The sequence below is a fragment of the Klebsiella aerogenes genome, assembly GCA_029027985.1.
GTDB lineage: Bacteria > Pseudomonadota > Gammaproteobacteria > Enterobacterales > Enterobacteriaceae > Klebsiella > Klebsiella aerogenes_A.
In genome coordinates, this window is record CP119076.1 from 2,631,498 (window position 1) to 2,653,240 (window position 21,743).

Genomic DNA, 21,743 nt, shown 5'->3' on the forward strand with positions numbered 1-21,743 from the left:
TCATCAGGCGTTATTTAATGGCCATTAAGCGCCTTTGCGCTTAGGCAACGTTTTCATCAGCTCATCCGGGCTGACGGAGGCGACAATACTGCCTGGATGCGGCATTTTGAGAATGTGATTTTTGATTTTACCCACCACATGCATTTCGCACGGACGGCAATCAAATTTCAGCGTTAACACTTCGTCGCCGTGGATCAGCTGCATCGGCGTCGCCTTCCAGCTTTTAATCGAGCCCTTGGCCTGTTTCGGACACAGATTAAAGGCGAAACGCAGACAGTGTTTGGTAATCATCACCGGCACGTCGCCCTTCTCTTCATGCGCCTCATAGGCCGCATCAATCAGCTGTACGCCATAGCGCTGGTAGAAAGCGCGCGCTTTGTGGTTATACACATTCGCCAGGAACGACAAATGCGTTTCCGGGTACACCGGCGGCGGCACGGAGACCGGCTTACGCGTACCGCGCTGCCAGGCATCAAGGCGCACTTGATCGAGCATCTCCGCCGCTTCACGACGCAGCTGGTTGAGCTGGCTATTCGGTACAAATAGCGGTGCCAGGTTTATCTGCACTTCACGTGGGTAGTAAATCGTCTGTCCAAGTTTGGCGACGCCGTCACGCAGGTTAGCCAACGCTTTTTCCGCCTGGGTCGCTTCGGCGAACTCGCCGTCCAGCGTATGCGTCACGCTGATGCCATCTTCGCAGGTCATCGTCAGCACCAACTGTTCCTGCCAGCCGCTCAGCGTTATGTCGACAGCAATGCGACGCTCGCTTGACGTCTTCAGCAACGCCTGCTGCCAGTTATGGTCGAGGTTACGGTTAAGCGCTTCGTGCGGACGCACTTTATGCAGATCGGCGGGCATTTCGTTTGGCCACACGCGATAGCGATTTTCGCCAATTTTCTCCACGGTATTGGCGCGGAAGCCGACAATTTCACGTTTGATCATCACATTCAGCCCATCACCGTTGGTCAGCGGATCGGTAACGGCGACATCAAGGTGATCTTTGCTCACCTTCAGCACTTCACCCACTGGCAGGCCAATGAACTTCGGCGAGTCGAACGCGCCAATATCGCCCTTGCGCGCATTAACGAAGTAATCGGTGCTGCCGCGATGGAAGGTTTTGTCAGTCGAAGGAATGAAGAAATGTTCGGTACGCCCGGCAGAAGAACGCGCCAGATCGCCGCGGTCCTCGATAATACGGTCAAGCATCTGACGATAATGAGCAGTGATATTCTTCACGTAGCTCATATCTTTATAGCGCCCTTCAATCTTAAAGGAGCGCACGCCGGCATCAATCAGCGCTGCCAGGTTGGCGGTCTGGTCATTGTCTTTCATCGACAGCAGGTGTTTTTCATACGCCACCACGCGTCCCTGATCGTCTTTCAGGGTATATGGCAGGCGGCAGGCCTGCGAACAGTCGCCGCGGTTGGCGCTGCGCCCGGTTTGGGCATGCGAAATATAGCACTGGCCGGAATAGGCGACGCACAGCGCGCCATGGATAAAGAACTCGATGGTCGCATCGGTATGCTCGTGGATCGCATGGATCTGATCGAGGTTCAGTTCGCGGGCGAGTACGATTTGACTGAACCCTGCATCGGAAAGGAACTTTGCTTTCTCGACGCTGCGAATGTCGCATTGGGTACTGGCGTGCAGTTCAATTGGCGGCAGATCCAGTTCCATGATCCCCATATCCTGTACAATCAGCGCGTCAACGCCGGTTTCGTACAGATCGGTAATCAGGCGCTGCGCCGGTTCCAGTTCATCATCATGAAGAATGGTATTCAGCGTCACAAATACCTTCGCGCCAAAGCGATGGGCGAACGGCACCAGATTGGCGATATCGCTCAGGCTGTTGCTGGCGTTGTGGCGCGCGCCGAAGCCCGGCCCGCCGATGTAGACCGCGTCCGCGCCGTGTAAAATCGCTTCACGGGCGATCCCGGCATCGCGGGCAGGACTAAGAAGTTCAAGATGATGGTTTTGCAGGCGCATACGCTCGTCGTTATCCGTTATAGGGGGTCGAAATGGCGGCTATTGTAGTCAGAACCGGGCGCAGACGAAAACATTTTCCACCATGCGCGCAGGGTGAATTTGCATAATTCAGCAAAGCATTGAACAAAAAGCTATTTCTCAGGAAAACACGCTAAGGTTACAGTGGTTGCGTATTCCGGATGTTCCTCGTCACGTTGTGAATTATAGTCATCTTGATTAACCGCGGGCTAGCTCGCGGCTTTTTCTTTTGGGTAGTGAATCAGCGAATGAAAATGCGCGGTGTGCGCCCCGCTGTTGCGATATGCGTGAGCCAGATCGCCGGCAAAGCGGCGCCCTTCACCTGCCTGCAACGTATGCCATTGGCCCTGCAGACATAAATCCAGGGCGCCGCTAATGACCACCACATGTTCGATCACCCCAGCTTCATGCGGCGTCGATTCACTGAGCGCGCCAGGCGCGAGGGTTATCGAAAAGTGGTCAAAACGCAGTTCAGGATCCCAGGGGAAAATCGGCGTCACCACCATCGCCTGCTGTTGCGGATCGAAAGCCGCAGGCGCGGCCGCGTCGTCGGCGACGATAAAAGTCGAAAACGCCACATTGAGGCCCGTGGCGATCTTCCACAGCGTCGCGACCGTCGGACTGGATTCATTGCGTTCAATTTGCCCCAGCATCGCTTTTGATACGCCAGTCTCTTCCGCCAGTCGCGACAAACTCCAGCCACGCTGCTGACGCAGCGTTTTCAGAGTCAATGCCAGATGTTGCGCAATATTCATAGAGTCGCTCCTCGCCATTTTCCTGATGTTACCAGTTGTACGCTATAACGCACAATGCTACCTTCTTCGTATGTTATAACGCACAGAGAGGCTCTTATGCGGTCCTTTACTCTTCCTGTCCCGACGCTGCTCGCCGGATTTGTCGCCGTGCTGGTCGGTTATGCCAGCTCAGCCGCCATCATCTGGCAAGCCGCCGCCGCCGCGGGCGCCGATGCCAAACAAATCGCCGGCTGGATGACCGCCCTCGGCCTGGCGATGGGAGTCAGTACGCTGGCGTTAACGCTATGGCGTAAGGTACCGATTCTCACCGCCTGGTCAACCCCCGGCGCGGCATTGTTGGTCAGCGGCTTACAAGGCGCGACGCTCGCGCAGGCCGTGGGAATCTTTGTTTTCGCTAATGCGCTCATTCTGCTGTGCGGCGTGACCGGACTGTTTGCCCGTCTCATGAAGATCATTCCCCACTCGCTGGCGGCGGCGATGTTAGCGGGGATCCTGCTGCGTTTTGGTCTTCAGGCATTTAGCGGCTTGCAGGATAACCTGGCGCTGTGCGGCGGGATGTTTGTCGCCTGGCTGCTGTGTAAAGCGCTCTCTCCACGTTTTGCGGTCGTCGCCGCGCTGCTGGTTGGCGGGATCATCGCCGTGTTAACCGGCGCGCTTGCGCCGCTGACGCATGCAATGACGTTTGTCGCTCCGCGGTGGGTAACGCCGCAGTTTACCCCTTCGCTGCTACTCAGCGTCGGCGTACCGTTTTTCCTCGTTACCATGGCGTCGCAGAATGCGCCAGGGTTGGCGACGCTACAGGCATCCGGTTATCGGGTTTCGGTCTCCGCGCTGATCGTCTTCACCGGCGCGCTGGCGCTGATACTGTCGCCGTTCGGCGTCTATTCCATCTGCATTGCCGCCATTACCGCCGCCATCTGCCAGAGCCCGGATGCGCATCCCGATGCCGGTAAACGCTGGCTCGCCGCCGCGGCCGCCGGTTGCTTTTATCTGCTGGCTGGCGTGTTCGGCGGTTCAATAACCGCGCTGATGGCGGCGCTGCCGCCGGTGTGGATCCAGATGCTGGCGGGACTGGCGCTGCTGGGAACCATCAGCGGGAGCCTGTATCAGGCGCTGGGGCAGGAAAACGAGCGCGATGCCGCGGTAGTGACGTTTTTGGTCACCGCCAGCGGCATCACTCTGGCCGGGGTGGGTTCAGCGTTCTGGGGGCTGGTCGTCGGCGGCGTCAGCTATGCGCTATTAACCGCGCTGCGCCGCGCGTAGTTGACTGGGGGTCAGGCCAGTGGCGCTTTTCACCCGGTGGCTGAAATGGCTGGCGGAACTGAAGCCGCAGCGCATCGCAATTTCAGTCAGCGATTGGCTACCGTGGCAAATCAGGTTTTGCGCTTTACTCATCCGGCGCTGCATCACGTACTGATGCGGCGCCAGATTCATCGACTGGCGGAACATGCGGGCAAAATGGTATTCGCTCAGCGACACCTGCGCAGCGAGGTCGGACAGCGTGAGCGGCTGGTCGAGATTTTCTTCAATCCACGCCAACAAATTGCGCAGCAGATGCGGCGCCAGGCCACCGGTCACCGTCGGCAAACGCCACTGCGCCGTTGAGTAATGCTGAATCAGGTGGGTCAACAGCAAGGTGCTGGCCGAGCTCAGTAGCAGTTGATTGGCCTGCTGTCGCCAGTCGTTCTCCAGCAAAAACTGACGATAGACGGCGGTGATTTTGTCATCGCTGGCGAAAGTCTTTTCTTGCAGTGTGAAGCTGGCCGGGCTGCGATCCCAGATTTGTTCGCCGACCGAGCGCAAATGCTCATCGGTACAGTACAGATGAACGAAGGAGAGATCGCCGCGAATATCCCAGGTGCTCTCATCGCCTTTCGGCATCAGGCAAAAACGATCCGGGCCGCCGCCATTTTTCCAGCCGTGCGGCGTTTTTTGGTAGCTTTCGTAACCATCGGCAATATAAAGGCTCAACGTATGGTGGTCGCTGCGAACCGTTATCCTGTCGAGGTGGTTGTACCACGCGGCGAGTTGAATCCCGGAGTTGAGCTCAACCGTTCCCCGTAGCACCGCGTTTTGTTGTTGTAATGTTTCGAACGTCCCGTAAGTCATAGCCTTCACATTGCCTTATCCGCAGACCACTAGTTTATGAATTGTCATCGCCGCTGACCAGCATTGACACCGGCGTTGTAAAAAATAAGCGCAAGATTTTGCAAGTCAGCAACAAGCGCATGACAGCGCCGATGAATTGAAAGCTTCACACTCGTGGTTGGCATGTTAACGGGAGAGACATTTTGAACGCATTACTCTACGGGCTGGTGGTGGTTATCTGGGGCACTACGTGGATCGCTATCTTTTTACAACAAGGGCCGGTCGCCGCGCCAGTGTCGATTTTCTGGCGCTTTGCCGTCGCCAGCGTCACCATGTTGACTATTTTACTGGCGACCCGCCGCCTGCGCCCGCTGGCAATACGTGACCACCTGTTCTGTATGCTGCAGGGTTGCTGCGTCTTTTGTTTTAACTTTTGGTGTTTTTACACCGCCGCGGCGCACATCAATACCGGACTTGAGTCGGTAATTTTCTCGATGGCGGTGCTGTTTAACGCCATCAATAGCTTTATTTTCTTCCGCCAACAGCCGCCGGGACGTTTCTGGCTGGCGGCGGCTTTAGGGCTGGCGGGGATCGTCACCCTGTTCTGGGATGATTTACTGGCTAATGGCCTCAATGCCTCACTGCTGTGGGGGATCGGCCTGAGCGCATTAGGCACCTACGGCTTCTCATTGGGTAATATGCTGAGCATTCGCCACCAGCGCCGCGGCCTCGAAACATTAACCACCAATAGCTGGGCGATGCTCTACGGCACAGTGGTGATGGGAGCGATTGCCCTGCTGCGCGGCGATAACTTTATGCCGCAGTGGACATGGAGCTATATGGGCGCCCTGCTGTACCTGGCGTTGTTCGGTTCGGTGATTGCGTTTGGCGCTTATTTCACGCTGGTGGGTCGTATCGGCGCCAGCAAGGCCGCCTACAGCACCCTGCTGTTCCCGCTGGTGGCATTGACGATCTCCACCTTCTACGAAGGTTATATCTGGCATAGCAATGCGGTTATTGGCCTGGCGTTAATACTGGTCGGGAATCTGGTGATGTTCGCCCGCCCCGAGTTGCTCTTGATGCGTCGTCGGCTGGCATAATAAATGACCCCGGCAGGCATCGCGCCTGTCGGGGTATCACATTTTATTTCTGTGACGGGTCGAATTTCACCGCGTCGATCGCCATATCGTCAATCACCTGCTTCAGGGTATCCACGGTCAACGGCGTGCTCTCATTCGACAGCGTTTGGCCTGCGCCTTTGCGCACCACCTTAATGACCGGCTTGTTGGTCTTCGCGTCAATCAGTTCACCTTCAAAGTACAGATTAGTATCCATCGTACGATGACCGGTTGCCGCCTGAGTGCCCGCGACAATCATCGCCACCGGGATCACCTCATAGAACTGCAACCCTTCTTTGCTGGTATCAACACCGGTAATCGCGCCGCGGAAGATCAGGCTGCGCGGGCCCGCGGTCGTCGCCAGTGGCTTGCGCTCGCTGATCGCTTGTTTCATCTGCTTGTTGGTGTAGTTGAGGATATCCTGCAACGCTTTTTCCCCGACCTGCGTCGTCGGTTTCGGCACCGGGTAGTAGGTAATTGGGTTGTAGACGACGTTGTCATAGTTCGCAGGGTTATAATCCGCAGAGATCCAACGCAGCTCTGGTTTACCGGAAGCGGAAGTGGTCTCTTTTAAATTGGAGTAATCTTTTAAGAACCCGGAATACTGATTCGGTTGCGCCAGTTTGGATGCACAGCCGGTTAATGCCAGCAGCCCGGCCAGCGCGGCGACTTTAAATAACATTTTTGTACGCATGGATGATCCCTGTAAAGTTTGTCGGCAACGTTTATAGCAAAATCCCACGCTAAGTTTTGTGACAAAAAAGGTGGTCCGTCAACTCATTGCAAAAAATAAATCCGCCAGCGCGGCGGATTTATTTATGGCGTTTATTTTACGTCCACTTGATAAAAAATATGTTTCCCGAAGGGGTCAATTTCATACCCGGTCACCGATTTACTGACCGGTTCAAAAATAGTTGAGTGCGCAATCATCACGGCCGGCATTTGATCGTGCATCATTTGCTGCGCTTGTTTATACAACGCTTCACGTTTTGGCCGATCGGTGATGGTTTTCGCTTCGGCGATAATTTTATCGAACGGCGCATAACACCACTTCGCCGAATTAGAGCCGCCGTTTGCTGATTGACAGGTAAATAACGGGCCGAAGAAATTATCCGGGTCGCCGGTCGCGGTCGTCCAGCCCATCAGCGCCGCCTGATGCTCACCCGCCTGCACGCGTTTAAGGTATTCACCCCATTCATAGGTCGTAATTTTGGTCTGTACGCCGATTTTCGCCCAGTCAGCCTGAATCATCTCCGCCATACGTTTCGCATTCGGGTTATAGGGACGCTGGACCGGCATCGCCCACAGGTCAATGGTAATCGGCCCTTTCACCCCTGACTCCCGCAGCAGTATTTTGGCCTTTTCCAGATCCCAACTGTAGTCCTGCAAATCAGCGTCTGCGCTCCAGACGCCTGGCGGTAGCAGGTTTTTGGCGGCGGTTCCGGTGCCGTGGAACACCGCGTCAATAATCGCCGGTTTGTTGATCGCCATGGCCAGCGCCTGACGCACCTTGACGTTATCCAGCGGCGGCTTCTGCGTGTTGAACGCCAGGAAACCGGTATTGAGCCCGGCTTTACTCATCAAGTTAATCTGCGGATTCTCTTTCATCCGCGGCAAGTCGGCAGGATTGGGGAACGGCATCACCTGACACTCATTCTTCTCAAGCTTGGCGTAACGCACCGAAGCATCGGGGGTAATACTGAAGACTAAACGGTCGATTTTCGCTTTTCCCTGCCAGTATTCAGGAAACGCGGTAAACAAGATCCGCGAATCTTTTTGATACTGCGCCAGTTTAAACGGCCCGGTGCCGATCGGGTCCCGATCCACTCGATCCGGCGTGCCGGCTTTTAGCATCGCGTCGGCATATTCAGCCGAAAGGATTGAGGCAAAATACCAGCCAAGATCGGCGACAAACGGCGCTTCCGGATGGGCGAGCGTAAATCGCACCGTATATTCATCAGGTTTATCAATTGCGGTAATTAACGATCCGAATTCCAGGCTTTCAAAATTCGAGTAGTTGCCGTTAGAGACATTGTGGTATGGATTATTCGGATCCTTTTGCCGCATAAACGAGAAAATAACGTCGTCGGCATTAAAATCACGGGTCGGTTTAAAGTATTTATTACTTTGGAATTTAACCCCTTTGCGTAAATGGAAAGTATAAACTTTGCCGTCGTCGCTCACTTCCCAGCTTTCCGCCAGGCTGGGCTGCAGTTCCGTCGTGCCCACTTTGAAATCCACCAGCCGGTTATATATCGGCACCGCGCTGGCATCAACGCTGGTGCCGGAGGTATAAAGCTGGGGGTTAAAGTTTTCCGGCGAACCTTCAGAACAATAAACCAGGGTCTTTGCATTCACGGCAGAACTCACCGCTAATGCTGCTATCGTCAGAGCTATCGAGGTAAATGTGCGTTGCATGTGTTTCCCTTTTCATTTTTTGGCCAATGAAGAGCTTGTTGTTTTGTTGTCCATACATAACACTAAAGCCAGATTGCAAACACCTGAAAACATAAATAAAGAAGGAATCACTATGGCATCTCCCTTAACCAGACAATTAACCCATCGCTTCTTTCGCTACCTTGCCATCACCAGCCAAAGCGATCCGCGCGCGACAACATTACCCACCACGCCCGGACAACACCTGATGGCGCAAGAGCTAGCCGATGAGCTACGTCAGTTTGGTCTCGACGACATTGTGATCGACGAACACGCCACCGTCACTGCGGTGAAAAAAGGCACCGTCCCCGGCGCGCCGCGGATTGGCTTTATCACCCATATTGATACCGTCGACGTCGGTCTGTCACCGGAGATTCATCCGCAAATTCTGCGTTTTACCGGTGAAGATCTCTGCCTGAACCCGGAACAGCAAATTTGGCTACGCGTCGCCGAGCATCCGGAAATTCTCGCGTATCATGACGAAGAGATTATTTTCAGCGACGGCACCAGCGTGCTGGGCGCCGATAACAAAGCCGCGGTAACCGTGGTGATGACGCTGCTGGAGAACCTCACCGCCGAGCATAAACATGGCGATATCGTGGTGGCGTTTGTGCCTGATGAGGAAGTGGGATTGCGCGGCGCTAAGGCGCTGGATTTATCGCGCTTTGCCGTTGATTTTGCCTGGACCATCGACTGCTGCGAGCTCGGTGAAATTGTTTATGAGAACTTTAACGCCGCCTCCGCGGAAATTCGCTTCACCGGCGTAACCGCGCATCCGATGTCGGCCAAAGGCGTGCTGGTCAATCCGCTGTTAATGGCGACCGACTTTATGAGCCATTTCGACCGTCAGCAGACGCCAGAGCACACCGCCGGACGCGAAGGCTACATCTGGTTTAACGGTATTCACGGCGATCAGAACAGCACGCGGCTGCAGGCGAATATTCGCGACTTCGATCTGGCAGGCTTTACCCGCCGGAAACAGCAGATTGGCGAGGTGGCGGAGAAAATCGCCGCGCAGTACCCTACAGCGAAAGTTGAGTTCACGATCAGCGACACCTACAGCAATATCAGCAATGCCATCGGCGAAGACCGCCGGGCGATCGATCTGCTGTTTACGGCGATGGAAAGTCTCGGCATTACGCCAAAACCCACGCCGATGCGCGGCGGTACCGATGGCGCGGCGCTGTCGGCAAAAGGCCTGCTGACGCCAAACTTCTTTACCGGCGCGCACAACTTCCACTCGAAATTCGAGTTTCTGCCGCTGCGCGCCTTTGAGGCCTCGTATCTCACCGCCTTGCAGCTCTGCCTGCTGGCGGCGAATTAAGCCGGTTTGCGCGCCAGCATCGTGGCGAAGCGTAACTTGATACGGTTGCCGTTGGCGTCGGTGCGATGCAGTTCGCCGACGTCTTCGTTGTACTTGAGGAATTCCCAACCGGCGTAATAGCGGCGCAGTTCCTCAGGTTTAAAAGCAAACGGGAAACCGACGGTGCAGGGATAATCTTCCGTATCCATCGCCGCCACGATCAGGTTGTAGCCGCCAGGCTTAGTGCAACGCTGCATGTTGGCGATAAGACCAGGGATGGTTTTCGCCTCCAGGAACATCAACACCACGGTAGACAGAATAAAATCATACTCACCGTCAAAACTCAGCGCATTCAGATCTTTAATGGCCGCCTGTAGATTCTCCAGCCCTTCAGCCTGACGAATCGTTTCCAGATTATCGATACTCATGGGATTTTTATCCCACGCGGTGACGTTGTAACCGTTAGCCGCCAGATACAGGCTGTTACGGCCATTACCGCAGCCAAGGTCGAGGGTGTTGCCCGGCGGTATCAGCGAGGCGGCATGCACTACCTCAGAGTGGGTGCGCGTCAGGCCGTATTTTTCAGTAAAGTAGTTTTCGTCACGAGTGGTCATGATTAATCCTTGTTTGGCAATAAAGTGGCGCGATCTACGCGAATCAATAGCTTGCCCCGCACCAGCAGCAGAAAGGTACGGAATAGCAGTAGCCCGATAATCAGATTGGTAAAGATAAATAATGGGATTGCCAGCGTATGGAAAAAACCGTTCGGTTGGCTGTGGCCAAGATGCAGACCCGTGGTCGCCAATGCGGAAATACCGAACGAGAAGCTCCAGAACGAGGCATTAAACGGCTGTTGCAGATACCACGGCATCAGGCGCAGCATGAACAACAGCTGCAGTAGCCCGTAGCCAAACAGCAGCCTGGCGAAAGTATCAGCATCGCCGCCGTTGACGCTAAGCCAGGCGCTACAGGCTACCAACGCCGGCGCCAGCTGGATACCCAGCGAGGTGCGCATCGCTGTCGGCAGCTCGCCGTCACTACGCAAGCGCTGCAGGATAACCGGTTCCAGGCTGAGCCAGGAAAAGACGCCCGCGCCCAGGAACACCAGCCCGGCATCGTTAAACCCCAGCGCGCCGCAGGCCATGGCGCTAATAAAGTTATTGGCCACCGTCGGCAGATATAAACCGGGCGTCGTCGCCTCTTCCGGATGTTTACCCCGCCACAATCCAGCGCTTTGCCAGGCCGAATAGGATAGTTGTAGCACGACCCCCAGCGTAAACAGCACCAGCGACAGCGGGCGGTACCAGGGAACAAAACCGATCGACACCAGCATGGTGGTCGCCGGGAACAGACTCACAAAGCTGCTGGCGATCGGGTGGCGCATCTCCTGCAGAACGCTCCACGGAAAGCGTATTGCGCGCGAGATAAACGCCATCGCCAGCAGCGCCCAGATGGTCGCCGCCAGCACCACCAGCGCGTCGCCAATCACATGGCTCACCGGCCAGATCGTACTGGCGTAGCGCCAGGCGAAGCCCATGCCGATAATACCCAGAACCATGCCAAAATAGCCTGCCGGTAGATTTAGTACCTGGCCGCCTGCTGCGTTTCTCTTCATTTTGTTTAAACTTTCAATTTAGCTTTAAGTTGCATTTTAAAAGAACCTTCTAAAACGCGCTACGGAGATTTTTGCTATGTTTATGTTAACCAGCAGTAAAGAGAAATACTGATGAACAAATATCGTCTGAGCGAGAAAGTTCGCCTGTATCACTTCGAAGAAGACGGGATCAAACATAGCGTAAATCTGCGGCAAATAGTGGCGCTGATTGATTTTTCTGACGTAAAAGCGGGCAGCGAAGGCGGCTGGCTGGATGAAGAAACCGCGCTAAGCCACAGCGGCGACTGCTGGATTTATGATGTCAACAGCGTGGTTTTCGCTGGCGCGCGCGTTGAAGGTAATGCCCGCTTAACCGGCGCCTGCATTGTTAGCCACGGGGCGATCGTCAGCGGCAGAGCCTGGCTTGACCACGTTGAGGCGAGCCATCACGCCACAATAAGTGACAACGTCACTATAAAGCATTCACAGATCCGCGGCCGCTGCCGGATCGCCGACCAGGCGCGCATCCTCCCCCACTGTCTGGTCATTGCCGCTCAGGGTTTGACCTCTGATACGGACAAAATGCTGCAAATTTATCAGCGGGCGACGATCAGCGCCTCGCGTATTGTTCATCAGGCGCAAATCTATGGCGATGCGGTGGTTGAGCATGCTTTTGTCGAGCATCGCGCGGAAGTATTCGATCATGCCCGCCTCGAAGGCAACGACGATAATGACGTCTGGGTGTGCGATAACGCCCGCGTCTACGGCCATGCGCGACTGGTCGCCGGTCGCGGCGACGATCAGATCCCGACCCTGCGGTACAGCTCGCAGGTCGGCGAAAACGCCCTTATCGAAGGTAATTGCTTACTCAAACATCGGGTCATGGTCGGCGGCCATGCTCATCTGTATGGCGGGCCGATTCTGCTGGACGATGAGGTTCTCATCGAGGGACACGCGACCATTCGCGGCGATGTGATCATCGAACATCAGATTGAAATTACCGATCACGCCTGCATTGAAGCGCTGGAAGGAGAAAGCATCCATCTGCGCGGACGCAAAGTCATTCGCGGCGACGAGCATCTCACCCGTACGCCGCTGCTGGGTTCGCTATAGCGGCTTACTGCGGGTCGATAATCCGCGCGTAGATATTCTGATCGTCATATGCGCCATTCAAAAACTCGGCCTGTTTCAGACAGCCTTCAAGCTGGAAACCGTTACGCAACGCCACCTGATTACTGCGCTGGTTGGCGACCCGGCACTTAATCACGAAGCGGCGCACGGTGCCGGTCTGCGCATAATGATGGATAAACGCCTGCAGCGCCTGCGACAGCAGTCCCTGACCTTGATGGTGTTGATCAATCCAGTAACCGATATAAGCCGTCTTGTTCAGCGGCTCAATCTGGTTAAACGACAGAACACCGACCATGTTGTCCTGCAAAAACAACAGAAACATTTTGGCGTAGCCGCGTTGGTGCAGCATCACGTTACCCTGCACATGGCGGCGGGTTTCATTTTCACTCAACACTTCAGCAGGCCAGCTTAAGGTATGCTGCAGCCAGTCGCGATTTTTCAGCACCAGCTGATGCAGTTCGCTGACGTAGCGTTCATCAACCGCGCGCAGCACCAACTGTTCGCTGACCGGAATCTCTTCAATGGTAGGGTTGGTTTCAGCTGTCATGGCGGTCTCTCACGGGTGGAAGACGCCCGCTGCGCAGGGCTGCGGGCGAGATTGGACAACCAGGGTTACTTCATGACCCGGTCATCAACGTAGTTACGCTGATCCGCCGCTGGCGGGAAGTACTGATACAGCCAGGTTTCGCTGATGGCATCGCCGCGACAGCGCAGGAACATCCGCATCTCAACCGGTTCGGTGGAATCCGATGTCGGGTACCAGTCAAAGAGAATGCGATAACCATCAAAGGGTTCGACGTAGAGGATCTCGACCTGTTTCGCCTCGCCGCTGGAGAGCGTAATCACCGGTTCAATGCCCTTCGGCGCGGCGGCTTTCAGGTCGCCGCCGACAAAGTCGATGGCGAAGCGGCGCGCCCATTTGTCCGGATAATGTTCTCCCGGCGCCCATCCTTCCGGGAAACCGCCCATACCGGTACGGGTAGCCAATACCCGAGCCAGCGGAGAACGAACCGGCGGTTGCGCGCTCCAGTACAGACGATAGCTGAAGTCCAGTTCGTCGCCCGCCTTCACCGGTTTTTCCGGCTGCCAGAAGCAGACGATATTATCTAACGTTTCGCCGGTGGTGGGGATCTCCATCAGGCTGACGGCCCCTTTGCCCCACTGGTTGCGCGGCTCGACCCACAAACTTGGGCGCTTGTTATACCAGCCCATCACATCCTGATAGTGGCTGAAATCGCGATCTAACTGCAGCAGGCCAAATCCTTTCGGGTTTTTATCCTGGAACGCGTTGAACTGCAGCTTTTGCGGGTTATTCAGCGGACGGCAAATCCACTCGCCGTTGCCGCGCCACATCGACAGGCGGTCGGAGTCGTGGATCTGCGGGTGGATAGTGTCGCACATCCGGCGTTCGTTATTGCCGCAGCTGAACATACTGGTCATCGGCGCGATGCCCAGTTGCTTAATATCTTTACGCGCATAGATGTGGTTTTCCACATCCATTATCACCTGCGTGTCCTGGCAATTGATGGTGAACTTATAGGCCCCGGTGACGCTCGGGCTATCGAGCAGCGCATAAACGGTGAATACCGTCGCGCCAGGCTTAACGGTTTCAAACCAGAATGAGGTGAAGTCCGGGAACTCTTCCGGCGTATCGGTAAAGGTATCGACGGCCAGACCGCGCGCCGACAGACCATACTGATAAGTGCTGTCTACCGCGCGGAAATAGCTGGCGCCGAGGAAGGCGACAATATCGCGGCGCGCCAGTTCCGGCGCTTTAAATACGCGGAAACCGGCAAAACCGAGATCGGTCTGCCCTTCCAGCTGTTTGGTATCAACGCCAGCGTCGTTGTACTGGAACAACTCCGGGCGGAAGTGAATTTCACGCGCCTGCTGGGACTGCGCGTCCAGCGAGAACATACGCACCCGGCGGCGGAACCCCATGCCGACGTGGAAAAACTGAATATCCAGCTTGCGCTCTTCAACGTTGTTCCACAGCGAATGCGCCGCATCGTACTGAATGCTGTTATAAGCCTGCGGGGTCAGATTAGCCAGCGTCGGCGGCAGGTCGCGCGGCGCGCCGCCCCACGGTTGACGGGCTAAATCATGGGCCATCGCCTGCAGAACGGAAAAGTCGAAACGACGCGTCTGGCCATCGGCAATGCCGGAATCCGCGGCAAACGCCGCTTTAGTGAATAACGAGGCGACTCCTGACGTTCCGCATACGGCGGCAACAGCCATGGAAGATTTAAGAAAACGTCTGCGGTTCATGCCTGGGAAAGCGTCCTTTTTGAGAGTTCAACGGATACGCAACGCGGCAAACATCTGCGTCGTGAATTCCGCTCACTCTAGACAAAAATGATTGATAATCCAATTGTTGACGGTCGAAAAGCATGAAAAAAATGATGTCCACCGGAACAGACTGATTCCGACCGGCGCAGTTGTAAAGTTCAGTAGGTAAGATGAGCAAGGAGTGCCCCGCCGTTATACGCGCGGGGCATGAAAAAATTATTTCACGCTGACGTCGATACCCGGGAAGTATTTTGCCGCCAACCGGGTGATGGTACCGTCGGCGCGTACTTTATCAATTGCCGCGTCGAGCTGTTTTTTGGTCGTCTCGTCGCCCTTACGCAGGCCGTAGCCAATACCGCTCCCCAGGATGGTGTCATCAGCGACCGGCTTGCCGATAAAGCCGAAACCTTTACCCTGCGGCTTGCTAAGGAAACCGGCCTGCCCGGCGGCGGACATCACCAGCGAGGCATCGATGCGGCCGTTAAGCAGATCGGCCCACGCCATATTCTGATCTTTATACGAAACCACCGTCACACCGTGCTTTTCCCAGTGCTCTTTGGCGAAGGTCTCCTGAATCGAACCCTGCAGCACGCCAATGGTTTTCCCCTTCAGCCCTTCAGCCGTCGCCTGCATTCCGCTGTCGGCTTTTCCTACCAGTTGCGAAGGAATACGGTAAATCGGTTGAGTGAAATCGATGCTCTTGCGCCGCTGCTCGGTAATGTTCATGGCCGAGTTAATCGCGTCAAACTTTTTCGCCACCAGTCCAGGGATCAGCGCATCAAAGGAGGTTTCGACCCAGCTACACTTCAGCTGCGCGGCCTGGCAAATGGCATTGCCGAGATCAATATCGAATCCCTGCAGTTCCCCCGCCGGGTTACGGCTTTCAAACGGCGGGTATTCCGCCTCCACGCCGTAGCGCAATTCGCTGGCGGCGAAAGTCGAAAAAGCACACAACATTCCCAAAGCAAGAGTAAGGGCTTTTATTTTCATCGTCTGGCTCCTTAACGCGGCTTAACACGGCACAGCGCCTGCGCGCCGGCCCGCAGAGTGGCTTCATCTTTAGCAAAAGAGAGCCTAATCAGTTTGTTATCAGTACCATCGGTATAAAACGCCGATAGCGGGATGGTGGCGACGCCGTATTCAGTAATCAGCCGTTTGACCATTTCACTGTCGCTCTCCTCGCTGACATGGCGATAGTCGGCCAGCATGAAGAAAGAACCTGCGCTCGGCAATAAGCGGAACGGCGAATCCTGCAGCAGTTGCTGGAGCAAATCACGTTTTTGCTGGTAGAAAGCAGACAGCGACAGCCACGAATTGGGATCCTGCATATGTTCGGCGAAGGCATACTGCATCGGCGTATCGGCAGAGAACATCAGGAACTGATGCACTTTGCAGATCTCATCCATCAACGCCGCTGGCGCCACGCAGTAGCCGACGCGCCAACCGGTAACATGGTAGGTTTTACCGAACGACGAAATGATCACGCTACGCTCAGCCAACTGCGGATGGGTCGCCATACCGTGATGCTTCTCGCCATCAAAAACGACGTGTTCGTAGACCTCATCCGACAAGATCACGATATCGGTATTGCGGGTTAACGCCGCCAGCGCAGTGAGATCATCGGCAGATAGCACCTGGCCGCTGGGGTTATGCGGAGTATTAATAATGATCATCCGCGTGCGCGGGGTAATCGCGGCGCGCACCTCGTCCCAATTAATCGTGAAATCCGGCACGGTAAGCTTAATCGCCACCGGCGTCGCCCCCTGCAAACGGACAATAGGCGCGTAGCTATCAAAAGAGGGTTCGAAGTAAATCACCTCGTCGCCTGGATGCACCAACCCACCAATTGCCGAATAAATCCCCTGACTGGCGCTGGCGGTGACCAGTACTTCGCTATCGACGTCGTACTGTGTGCCGTACAGCGCGGTGATTTTTTCCGCGATACGCTCCTTTAGCGCTCGCAGACCGGTCATCGGCGCATACTGGTTATGTCCGGCGGTCATCGCTTGCGTTACGCCGGCTACCAGCTGTGGATCACAGGCAAAGTTGGGTGCCCCCTGAGAAAGGTTAATCGCATTATGCTGCGCTGAGAGCTGACCGATAACGGTGAAAATCGTGGTGCCGACATCCGGCAATTTCGAGCAGGTGGTGACCGAAGAACGAAGAGCCATGGTTAATCCTTTCTCATTTTATTTGCATAACCATTCAAACCAATGCCCCATAAAGCGACAAGCGAATTGTTATCATAAGAGCCATGCATTTTGATCATGGCTGAGCTTACGCCTATGAAACATGATGTAGCTAACAACCCACCAAAAAACCACAATTTTTATATGTCTTATGACAGCCATTTATTTATAATCCGCAGCGGTTCTATGGCCATTAACGGTCAATAGAGAAATTTAGAACACACTCTCTTTCCGGCATTTCAGGTGCTGAATGGGGCAAGAGGCAAATCTTATGTTTATTACACCGGCGTATATTGCGTTATTTTTAATCGCATCATGGGGATTATTTAAGCTCGACCAAAAAAGCCATTCATTATCAAAAAGCGTTTTTATCGCCATCTTTTTTGGCGCCCTTCTCGGACTTTCGCTACATTTTATTGCCAGCGAACACGGTAAAACGGTCATTGCCTGGTACAGTATTATCGGTAACGGCTATGTTAATTTATTGAAACTGGTAGCGGTGCCGCTGATCTTTATTTCTATTCTTTCCGCCATCAATAAACTCGAAAACAGCGCCGGAATTGGCCGAATGTCCTTAACCATCGTCGCCTGCATGCTATGTCTGGTGATGGTTGCGGGCTGGGTCGGGCTGTTTACCGCTAATCTGATCGGCCTCGACGCCAGCGCATTTAGCCATATGCAATCAACGCTAACCGCCGATGACGTCAGCAAAACTGCCGCCGTTTCGCTACCGCAGTTGGTAACATCGCTGATCCCGACCAATATTTTTCTCGATCTGAGCGGTGCGCGCAGCGTATCGGTGATCGGGGTTGTTATCTTTACCCTTCTGGCAGGCGTGGCGTTATTGAAGGTGAAAAAAGAGGCGCCGGAAGAAGGTAAAAAATTAAGCAGCGGGATTAACGCGATTCAAATTTGGGTTATGAAGATGGTGCGCATCGTGATTGCGCTGACGCCTTACGGGGTCATGGCGCTGATGGCGAAAGTTTTCTCAACCTACCAGTTGGCGCAATTTACCAGCCTGCTTGGATTTATTGCCGCCTGTTATCTGGCGGTGGCTATGATGTTTATTGTGCATGCCATCCTGTTAATGATTAGCGGTCATAATCCTCTCCAGTACTATAAGACGGTATGGCCGGTGCTAACCTTCGCTTTTGTTTCCCGCAGCAGCGCGGCCTCTATTCCATTAGCGATTACCGCGCAGGAAAAGTTCGGCGTACCTAATACTATTGCCAATATTGCCGCCTCTTTTGGCTCCAGCATGGGGCAAAACGGCTGCGCCGGGATTTATCCAGCGATCATGGTGGCGATGATCGCGCCAACGCTCGGTATTGACCCACTGTCGTTTTCGTTTTTAGCCACTCTGCTTCCAGCCATTGCGCTGGGTTCAATCGGCGTAGCGGGCGTTGGCGGCGGCGGGACCTTTGCGGCATTGATCGTGCTGTCGACGCTGAATTTCCCGGTCGCGCTGGTAGGGATTTTTATTGCGATCGAACCGATTGTCGACATGGCGCGTACCGCGCTAAATGTGAATGGTTCGATGATGTCAGGGGTACTGGCGACGCGACTGTTGAAAAAACAGAGTGAAGAGGCGCGACGTAGCGCCTCGCTGACTGAGTAATCCGTAGAAAAATGCAACGACGGCCGGTCCTGAAAGCCGGCCGCCTGTCGTTTATTTCTTGCTCAGCAGGTTATAACTGGTCATCAGGTTGCGGTAGTCCGGAATATGGTTGGAGAACAGCGCGCCAAGACCTTCAATATCGTTACGCCAGTCGCGATGCAGCTCACAAGCAACGCCAAACCACGACATCAACTGTACACCCGCCTGCGACATGCGATCCCACGCCGCATCACGGGTAATCGGATTGAAAGTACCGGAGGCATCGGTCACAACAAAGACGTCAAACCCCTCTTCAATCGCCGACAACGCCGGGAACGCTACGCACACTTCGGTAACCACACCGGCAATAATCAGCTGTTTCTTGCCGGTGGCTTTGACTGCTTTAACGAAATCGTCGTTATCCCAGGCGTTAATATTGCCAGGACGGGCGATATAGGGCGCATCCGGGAACTGTTCTTTGAGTTCCGGCACCAGCGGGCCGTTAGGGCCATTCTCAAAACTGGTGGTCAGGATGGTGGGTAATTTGAAGTATTTCGCCAGATCGCTGAGGGCAAGGACGTTGTTCTTGAATTTATCCGGCTCGATATCGCGAACCAGCGACAGTAGCCCGGTCTGATGATCGACCAACAGTACCGCGGCATCATTTTTATCCAGGCGAACGTAAGGTTTAGACATGATATCTCCTATAGACACACTAACTAGTCAGTAACGGACGTTGTATCAACGAGACTGATAATAGTGTAAGCGCGGGCTGAAGATTAGATGGCAAAAACAGGACACATCGTCCCATTTCCGTAACGATGCGTGGCATACTGCCCCATGATAAAAATTCATAGCTGGAGCCAACATGTCGCGTCGCGCCCTGCCTTTTCATACTGTGGAAACGTTTCTGATAACCGCGAGGCATCTCAACTTAACCCATGCCGCGCAGGAACTCTGTCTGACGCAGGGGGCGGTCAGTCGGCAAATTGCCGCGCTGGAGAGCTGGTTCGGCTTTCCGTTATTTGAGCGACATGCGCGTGGATTGCGTCTTTCGCCGCAGGGGAGCGCGCTGTACCCCGAGCTACAATCCGCGTTCGGCCGCCTGGTGACGGTCGCCGAGCAGGCGCGCCAGCAGCAAACCGTGGTACGCCTGAAAGCGCCCACTTGCGCGATACGCTGGCTGGTGCCGAAACTGCTGGAGATCGAGCGGCGTTACCCGGAATTGCAGGTGGCGCTGACCTCCACCACCGAACATAGCGTCAACTTTAAGACCGAGCCCTATGATGCGGCGATCATTTTCGGTACCCACCATAGCGCGGGCGATCTGCTGTTTGACGAGGCGCTGACGCCGGTCGCAAACCCGGATACGCCCTGCGATGCGCATCTGCGCGGCGTAACTTTTCTCCACCCAACGTGCGATAAAACCGACTGGTCGTTATGGCTGGCCCACTATCCGCATGAGCCCACGCTGAAAATGCATAAAAATCAGCATTTCGACACTATGGACCTGGCGATCACCGCCGCGATGCAGGGGCTCGGCGTGGCGATGGCGGACGAAACGCTGGTCGCCGAAGACTTGCGCACCGGACGACTATGTCGCCCCTTTGCCCTTAGCGTCAAAACTGGCGCCAGCTATCGACTGGTCGTCCGGAGTTCGCAAAGCAAAGCCGATGGCCTGGCGCGGTTTCGTGCCGCGCTGGTTAATCCAGAGTCACATGATGCTTCATTACCCGGCGAAACAACGCCAGCCGTGCGCGCATAAAGCGGTTCTCAACTTTAAAACCGGCGCGCTTATTCAGGCCAATACGCAGCAGGCGATCCCGCCCGCGCTGGCAGGCAGGCCAGCGCACCGGTCCCGTTAGCTCGCTACACTGATTACCTGCCAGACGGGCAAAATTAACCCAGTAATCGGCGACCTGCGCAGCGAAGGCCTTATCGGCAGCGCTGGCGTACTGACAGACCGGCTCGGCCAGCGTGAGGTTATCGAAAACATAGGCCACTTCATTGCCGTGCCACGCGCCATGAGGATACGTTTCATGCTCCGCTTCCGCTACATAATCAAACCAGTAGCGCCAGCACGGCTGCCCCAGACGCTGCTGCGCCTGCATCACCACATAACCAAGGGTGGTAAAGGCCATATCACGGCACACTTCCCGACCTAACGCCTCATCGCCCTTGACGCCGGGGTACAACAGTTTGATAAGCCCAAGGCCAAAACGGCGTTCGCGACGCAGCTTCTGGATCTGGCCGGCGATATCGACGCCAAACACCGCCATCACGCTGGCTTCATCGCTATTGGAGCCGATCATTACCGGCATAGCATGTTGCCGGCCGTTAAAGAAGGTTTCGAGCATCGGTTCCGGGAGTACCGCGTCGCCGACGATCGGCGCCGGGCCGATATTGAGCGGCGACGTCAACGACCAGAAGGCTTCGGCGGGGATCGCCCGCAGCTGTTCGGCGCTGGCGTCAACAAGAGAAAAGTGTTCAGCCAGTAGCGTCCCCCTGGACAACGCTTTTTCGCGCGGGAGATCCGGCAGCGTATAACCGCTCTGGACGATCGCTTTATGGAAGAGGCCTTTGGCTTTTGGCGAGGCCATCAGCGACAGCACGCTACGGGCCCCTGCGGACTCACCGAATAAGGTTACGTTGGCGGCATCGCCGCCGAAGGCGTGGATATTCTCCTGCACCCAGCGCAACGCGGCGATCTGGTCAAGCAACGCAAAGTTATACAGCCGTTCGCCCTCTTCGTTCTCCAGCGCCGGGTGAGCGAAGAATCCAAGATGGCCCAGACGATAGTTGACGGTAACCACCACCACCTCACGGCTGGCCAGCGCCTGACCATCATAGGGCGGCAGACTGCCAGCGCCGATGGTATAACCGCCGCCATGCAACCAGACCATGACCGGCAACGGCTGCGTCCTGGAGGTTGGCGCCCAAACATTGAGATACAGGCAATCTTCCGAGAAGCGCCCGGGGTCCCCGCCGCCGAGTTCGCGGCAGTATTCGATATCCTGCCAACTGGCGGCGGAAAAGGTCTCAGCCGGACGAACGCCCTGCCAGCGCGCAGGCGGTTGCGGCGAGCGCCAGCGCAGCTCGCCAACCGGCGGCTGCGCGTAGGGAATGCCGCGCCAGATATGGATGCCCTGCTCAGTGGTACCGGATAACGTACCTTGCCGCGTTTTCGCCAGCGGCATAGACGGATTCTGCATAACGACGTCCTTTTACAGTTTATGCCA

19 protein-coding genes are annotated in these 21,743 nt (G+C 55.3%); 6 read left to right on the forward strand and 13 right to left on the reverse strand.

What is annotated here, in order from left to right; genetic code table 11:
* Positions 1 to 24: 24 nt before the first annotated feature.
* A complete protein-coding gene (locus PYR66_12615; protein WEF26193.1) occupies positions 25 to 1,986 on the reverse strand; it encodes a U32 family peptidase in 1,962 nt (653 codons plus the stop codon).
* 227 nt (positions 1,987 to 2,213) lie between these two features.
* The gene (locus PYR66_12620; GenBank protein ID WEF26194.1) at positions 2,214 to 2,759 is read right to left on the reverse strand and encodes an XRE family transcriptional regulator; all 546 of its coding nucleotides are present in this window, start codon (positions 2,757 to 2,759) and stop codon (positions 2,214 to 2,216) included.
* Positions 2,760 to 2,855: 96 nt separating this feature from the next.
* Here PYR66_12620 and PYR66_12625 point away from each other — a divergent pair, with 96 nt between their 5' ends.
* Positions 2,856 to 4,022 (forward strand): benzoate/H(+) symporter BenE family transporter, encoded by a 1,167-nt coding sequence (locus tag PYR66_12625; GenBank protein WEF26195.1) that lies wholly within the window; start codon positions 2,856 to 2,858, stop codon positions 4,020 to 4,022.
* Here PYR66_12625 and PYR66_12630 read toward each other — a convergent pair.
* Positions 3,999 to 4,868 (reverse strand): AraC family transcriptional regulator, encoded by an 870-nt coding sequence (locus PYR66_12630; GenBank protein ID WEF26196.1) that lies wholly within the window; start codon positions 4,866 to 4,868, stop codon positions 3,999 to 4,001. The genes PYR66_12625 and PYR66_12630 overlap by 24 nt on opposite strands.
* A 182-nt stretch (positions 4,869 to 5,050) precedes the next feature.
* Here PYR66_12630 and PYR66_12635 point away from each other — a divergent pair, with 182 nt between their 5' ends.
* A complete protein-coding gene (locus PYR66_12635) occupies positions 5,051 to 5,947 on the forward strand; it encodes a DMT family transporter (GenBank protein ID WEF26197.1) in 897 nt (298 codons plus the stop codon).
* 43 nt (positions 5,948 to 5,990) lie between these two features.
* Here PYR66_12635 and PYR66_12640 read toward each other — a convergent pair whose 3' ends face one another.
* Positions 5,991 to 6,659 (reverse strand): DUF3313 domain-containing protein, encoded by a 669-nt coding sequence (locus PYR66_12640; GenBank protein ID WEF26198.1) that lies wholly within the window; start codon positions 6,657 to 6,659, stop codon positions 5,991 to 5,993.
* A 131-nt stretch (positions 6,660 to 6,790) separates the two neighbouring features.
* Complete coding sequence (locus tag PYR66_12645; protein WEF26199.1) at positions 6,791 to 8,383, reverse strand: ABC transporter substrate-binding protein; 1,593 nt, start codon at positions 8,381 to 8,383, stop codon at positions 6,791 to 6,793.
* A gap of 112 nt (positions 8,384 to 8,495) precedes the next feature.
* On the opposite strand from PYR66_12645, the gene pepT reads away from it, so the two are divergent.
* On the forward strand, positions 8,496 to 9,725 hold the full coding sequence (pepT, locus tag PYR66_12650; GenBank protein ID WEF26200.1) for a peptidase T: 1,230 nt from the start codon (positions 8,496 to 8,498) through the stop codon (positions 9,723 to 9,725).
* Here the strand turns inward: pepT and tehB are convergent.
* Both tehB and tehA read right to left on the reverse strand, forming a co-directional pair.
* On the reverse strand, positions 9,722 to 10,318 hold the full coding sequence (gene tehB, locus PYR66_12655) for a tellurite resistance methyltransferase TehB (protein WEF26201.1): 597 nt from the start codon (positions 10,316 to 10,318) through the stop codon (positions 9,722 to 9,724). The two genes, pepT and tehB, sit on opposite strands and share 4 nt — an antisense overlap.
* A 2-nt stretch (positions 10,319 to 10,320) precedes the next feature.
* Positions 10,321 to 11,319, reverse strand: coding sequence for a dicarboxylate transporter/tellurite-resistance protein TehA (gene tehA / locus PYR66_12660; GenBank protein WEF26202.1), 999 nt, complete (start codon positions 11,317 to 11,319; stop codon positions 10,321 to 10,323).
* A gap of 111 nt (positions 11,320 to 11,430) precedes the next feature.
* Here tehA and ydcK point away from each other — a divergent pair, with 111 nt between their 5' ends.
* A complete protein-coding gene (gene ydcK, locus PYR66_12665; GenBank protein WEF26203.1) occupies positions 11,431 to 12,411 on the forward strand; it encodes a YdcK family protein in 981 nt (326 codons plus the stop codon).
* Positions 12,412 to 12,415: 4 nt separating this feature from the next.
* On the opposite strand, the gene rimL is transcribed toward ydcK, so the two are convergent.
* From rimL to PYR66_12685, 4 genes are all read right to left on the reverse strand, one after another.
* Entirely contained in the window at positions 12,416 to 12,976 is a 561-nt protein-coding gene (rimL, locus tag PYR66_12670; protein ID WEF26204.1) for a 50S ribosomal protein L7/L12-serine acetyltransferase, read from the reverse strand.
* 65 nt (positions 12,977 to 13,041) lie between these two features.
* Positions 13,042 to 14,697 carry a glucan biosynthesis protein gene (locus tag PYR66_12675; protein ID WEF26205.1) on the reverse strand — a complete coding sequence of 552 codons (1,656 nt, stop codon included), beginning with the start codon at positions 14,695 to 14,697 and terminating at the stop codon, positions 13,042 to 13,044.
* Between the two features lie 237 nt (positions 14,698 to 14,934).
* Positions 14,935 to 15,708 (reverse strand): ABC transporter substrate-binding protein, encoded by a 774-nt coding sequence (locus PYR66_12680; GenBank protein WEF26206.1) that lies wholly within the window; start codon positions 15,706 to 15,708, stop codon positions 14,935 to 14,937.
* Positions 15,709 to 15,719: 11 nt separating this feature from the next.
* Positions 15,720 to 16,889: a pyridoxal phosphate-dependent aminotransferase gene (locus PYR66_12685; protein ID WEF26207.1), complete on the reverse strand. Its 1,170-nt coding sequence runs from the start codon at positions 16,887 to 16,889 to the stop codon at positions 15,720 to 15,722.
* A 289-nt stretch (positions 16,890 to 17,178) separates the two neighbouring features.
* Between PYR66_12685 and PYR66_12690 the strand changes: the two genes are divergently transcribed.
* On the forward strand, positions 17,179 to 18,525 hold the full coding sequence (locus tag PYR66_12690) for a cation:dicarboxylase symporter family transporter (GenBank protein WEF26208.1): 1,347 nt from the start codon (positions 17,179 to 17,181) through the stop codon (positions 18,523 to 18,525).
* A 51-nt stretch (positions 18,526 to 18,576) separates the two neighbouring features.
* Here the strand turns inward: PYR66_12690 and ycaC are convergent, their stop codons facing one another.
* The gene (ycaC, locus tag PYR66_12695; GenBank protein WEF26209.1) at positions 18,577 to 19,200 is read right to left on the reverse strand and encodes an isochorismate family cysteine hydrolase YcaC; all 624 of its coding nucleotides are present in this window, start codon (positions 19,198 to 19,200) and stop codon (positions 18,577 to 18,579) included.
* A gap of 172 nt (positions 19,201 to 19,372) precedes the next feature.
* Between ycaC and PYR66_12700 the strand changes: the two genes are divergently transcribed.
* Entirely contained in the window at positions 19,373 to 20,269 is an 897-nt protein-coding gene (locus PYR66_12700) for a LysR substrate-binding domain-containing protein (GenBank protein ID WEF26210.1), read from the forward strand.
* Here the strand turns inward: PYR66_12700 and PYR66_12705 are convergent.
* On the reverse strand, positions 20,208 to 21,716 hold the full coding sequence (locus PYR66_12705; protein WEF26211.1) for a carboxylesterase/lipase family protein: 1,509 nt from the start codon (positions 21,714 to 21,716) through the stop codon (positions 20,208 to 20,210). The genes PYR66_12700 and PYR66_12705 overlap by 62 nt on opposite strands.
* Positions 21,717 to 21,743 lie beyond the last annotated feature (27 nt).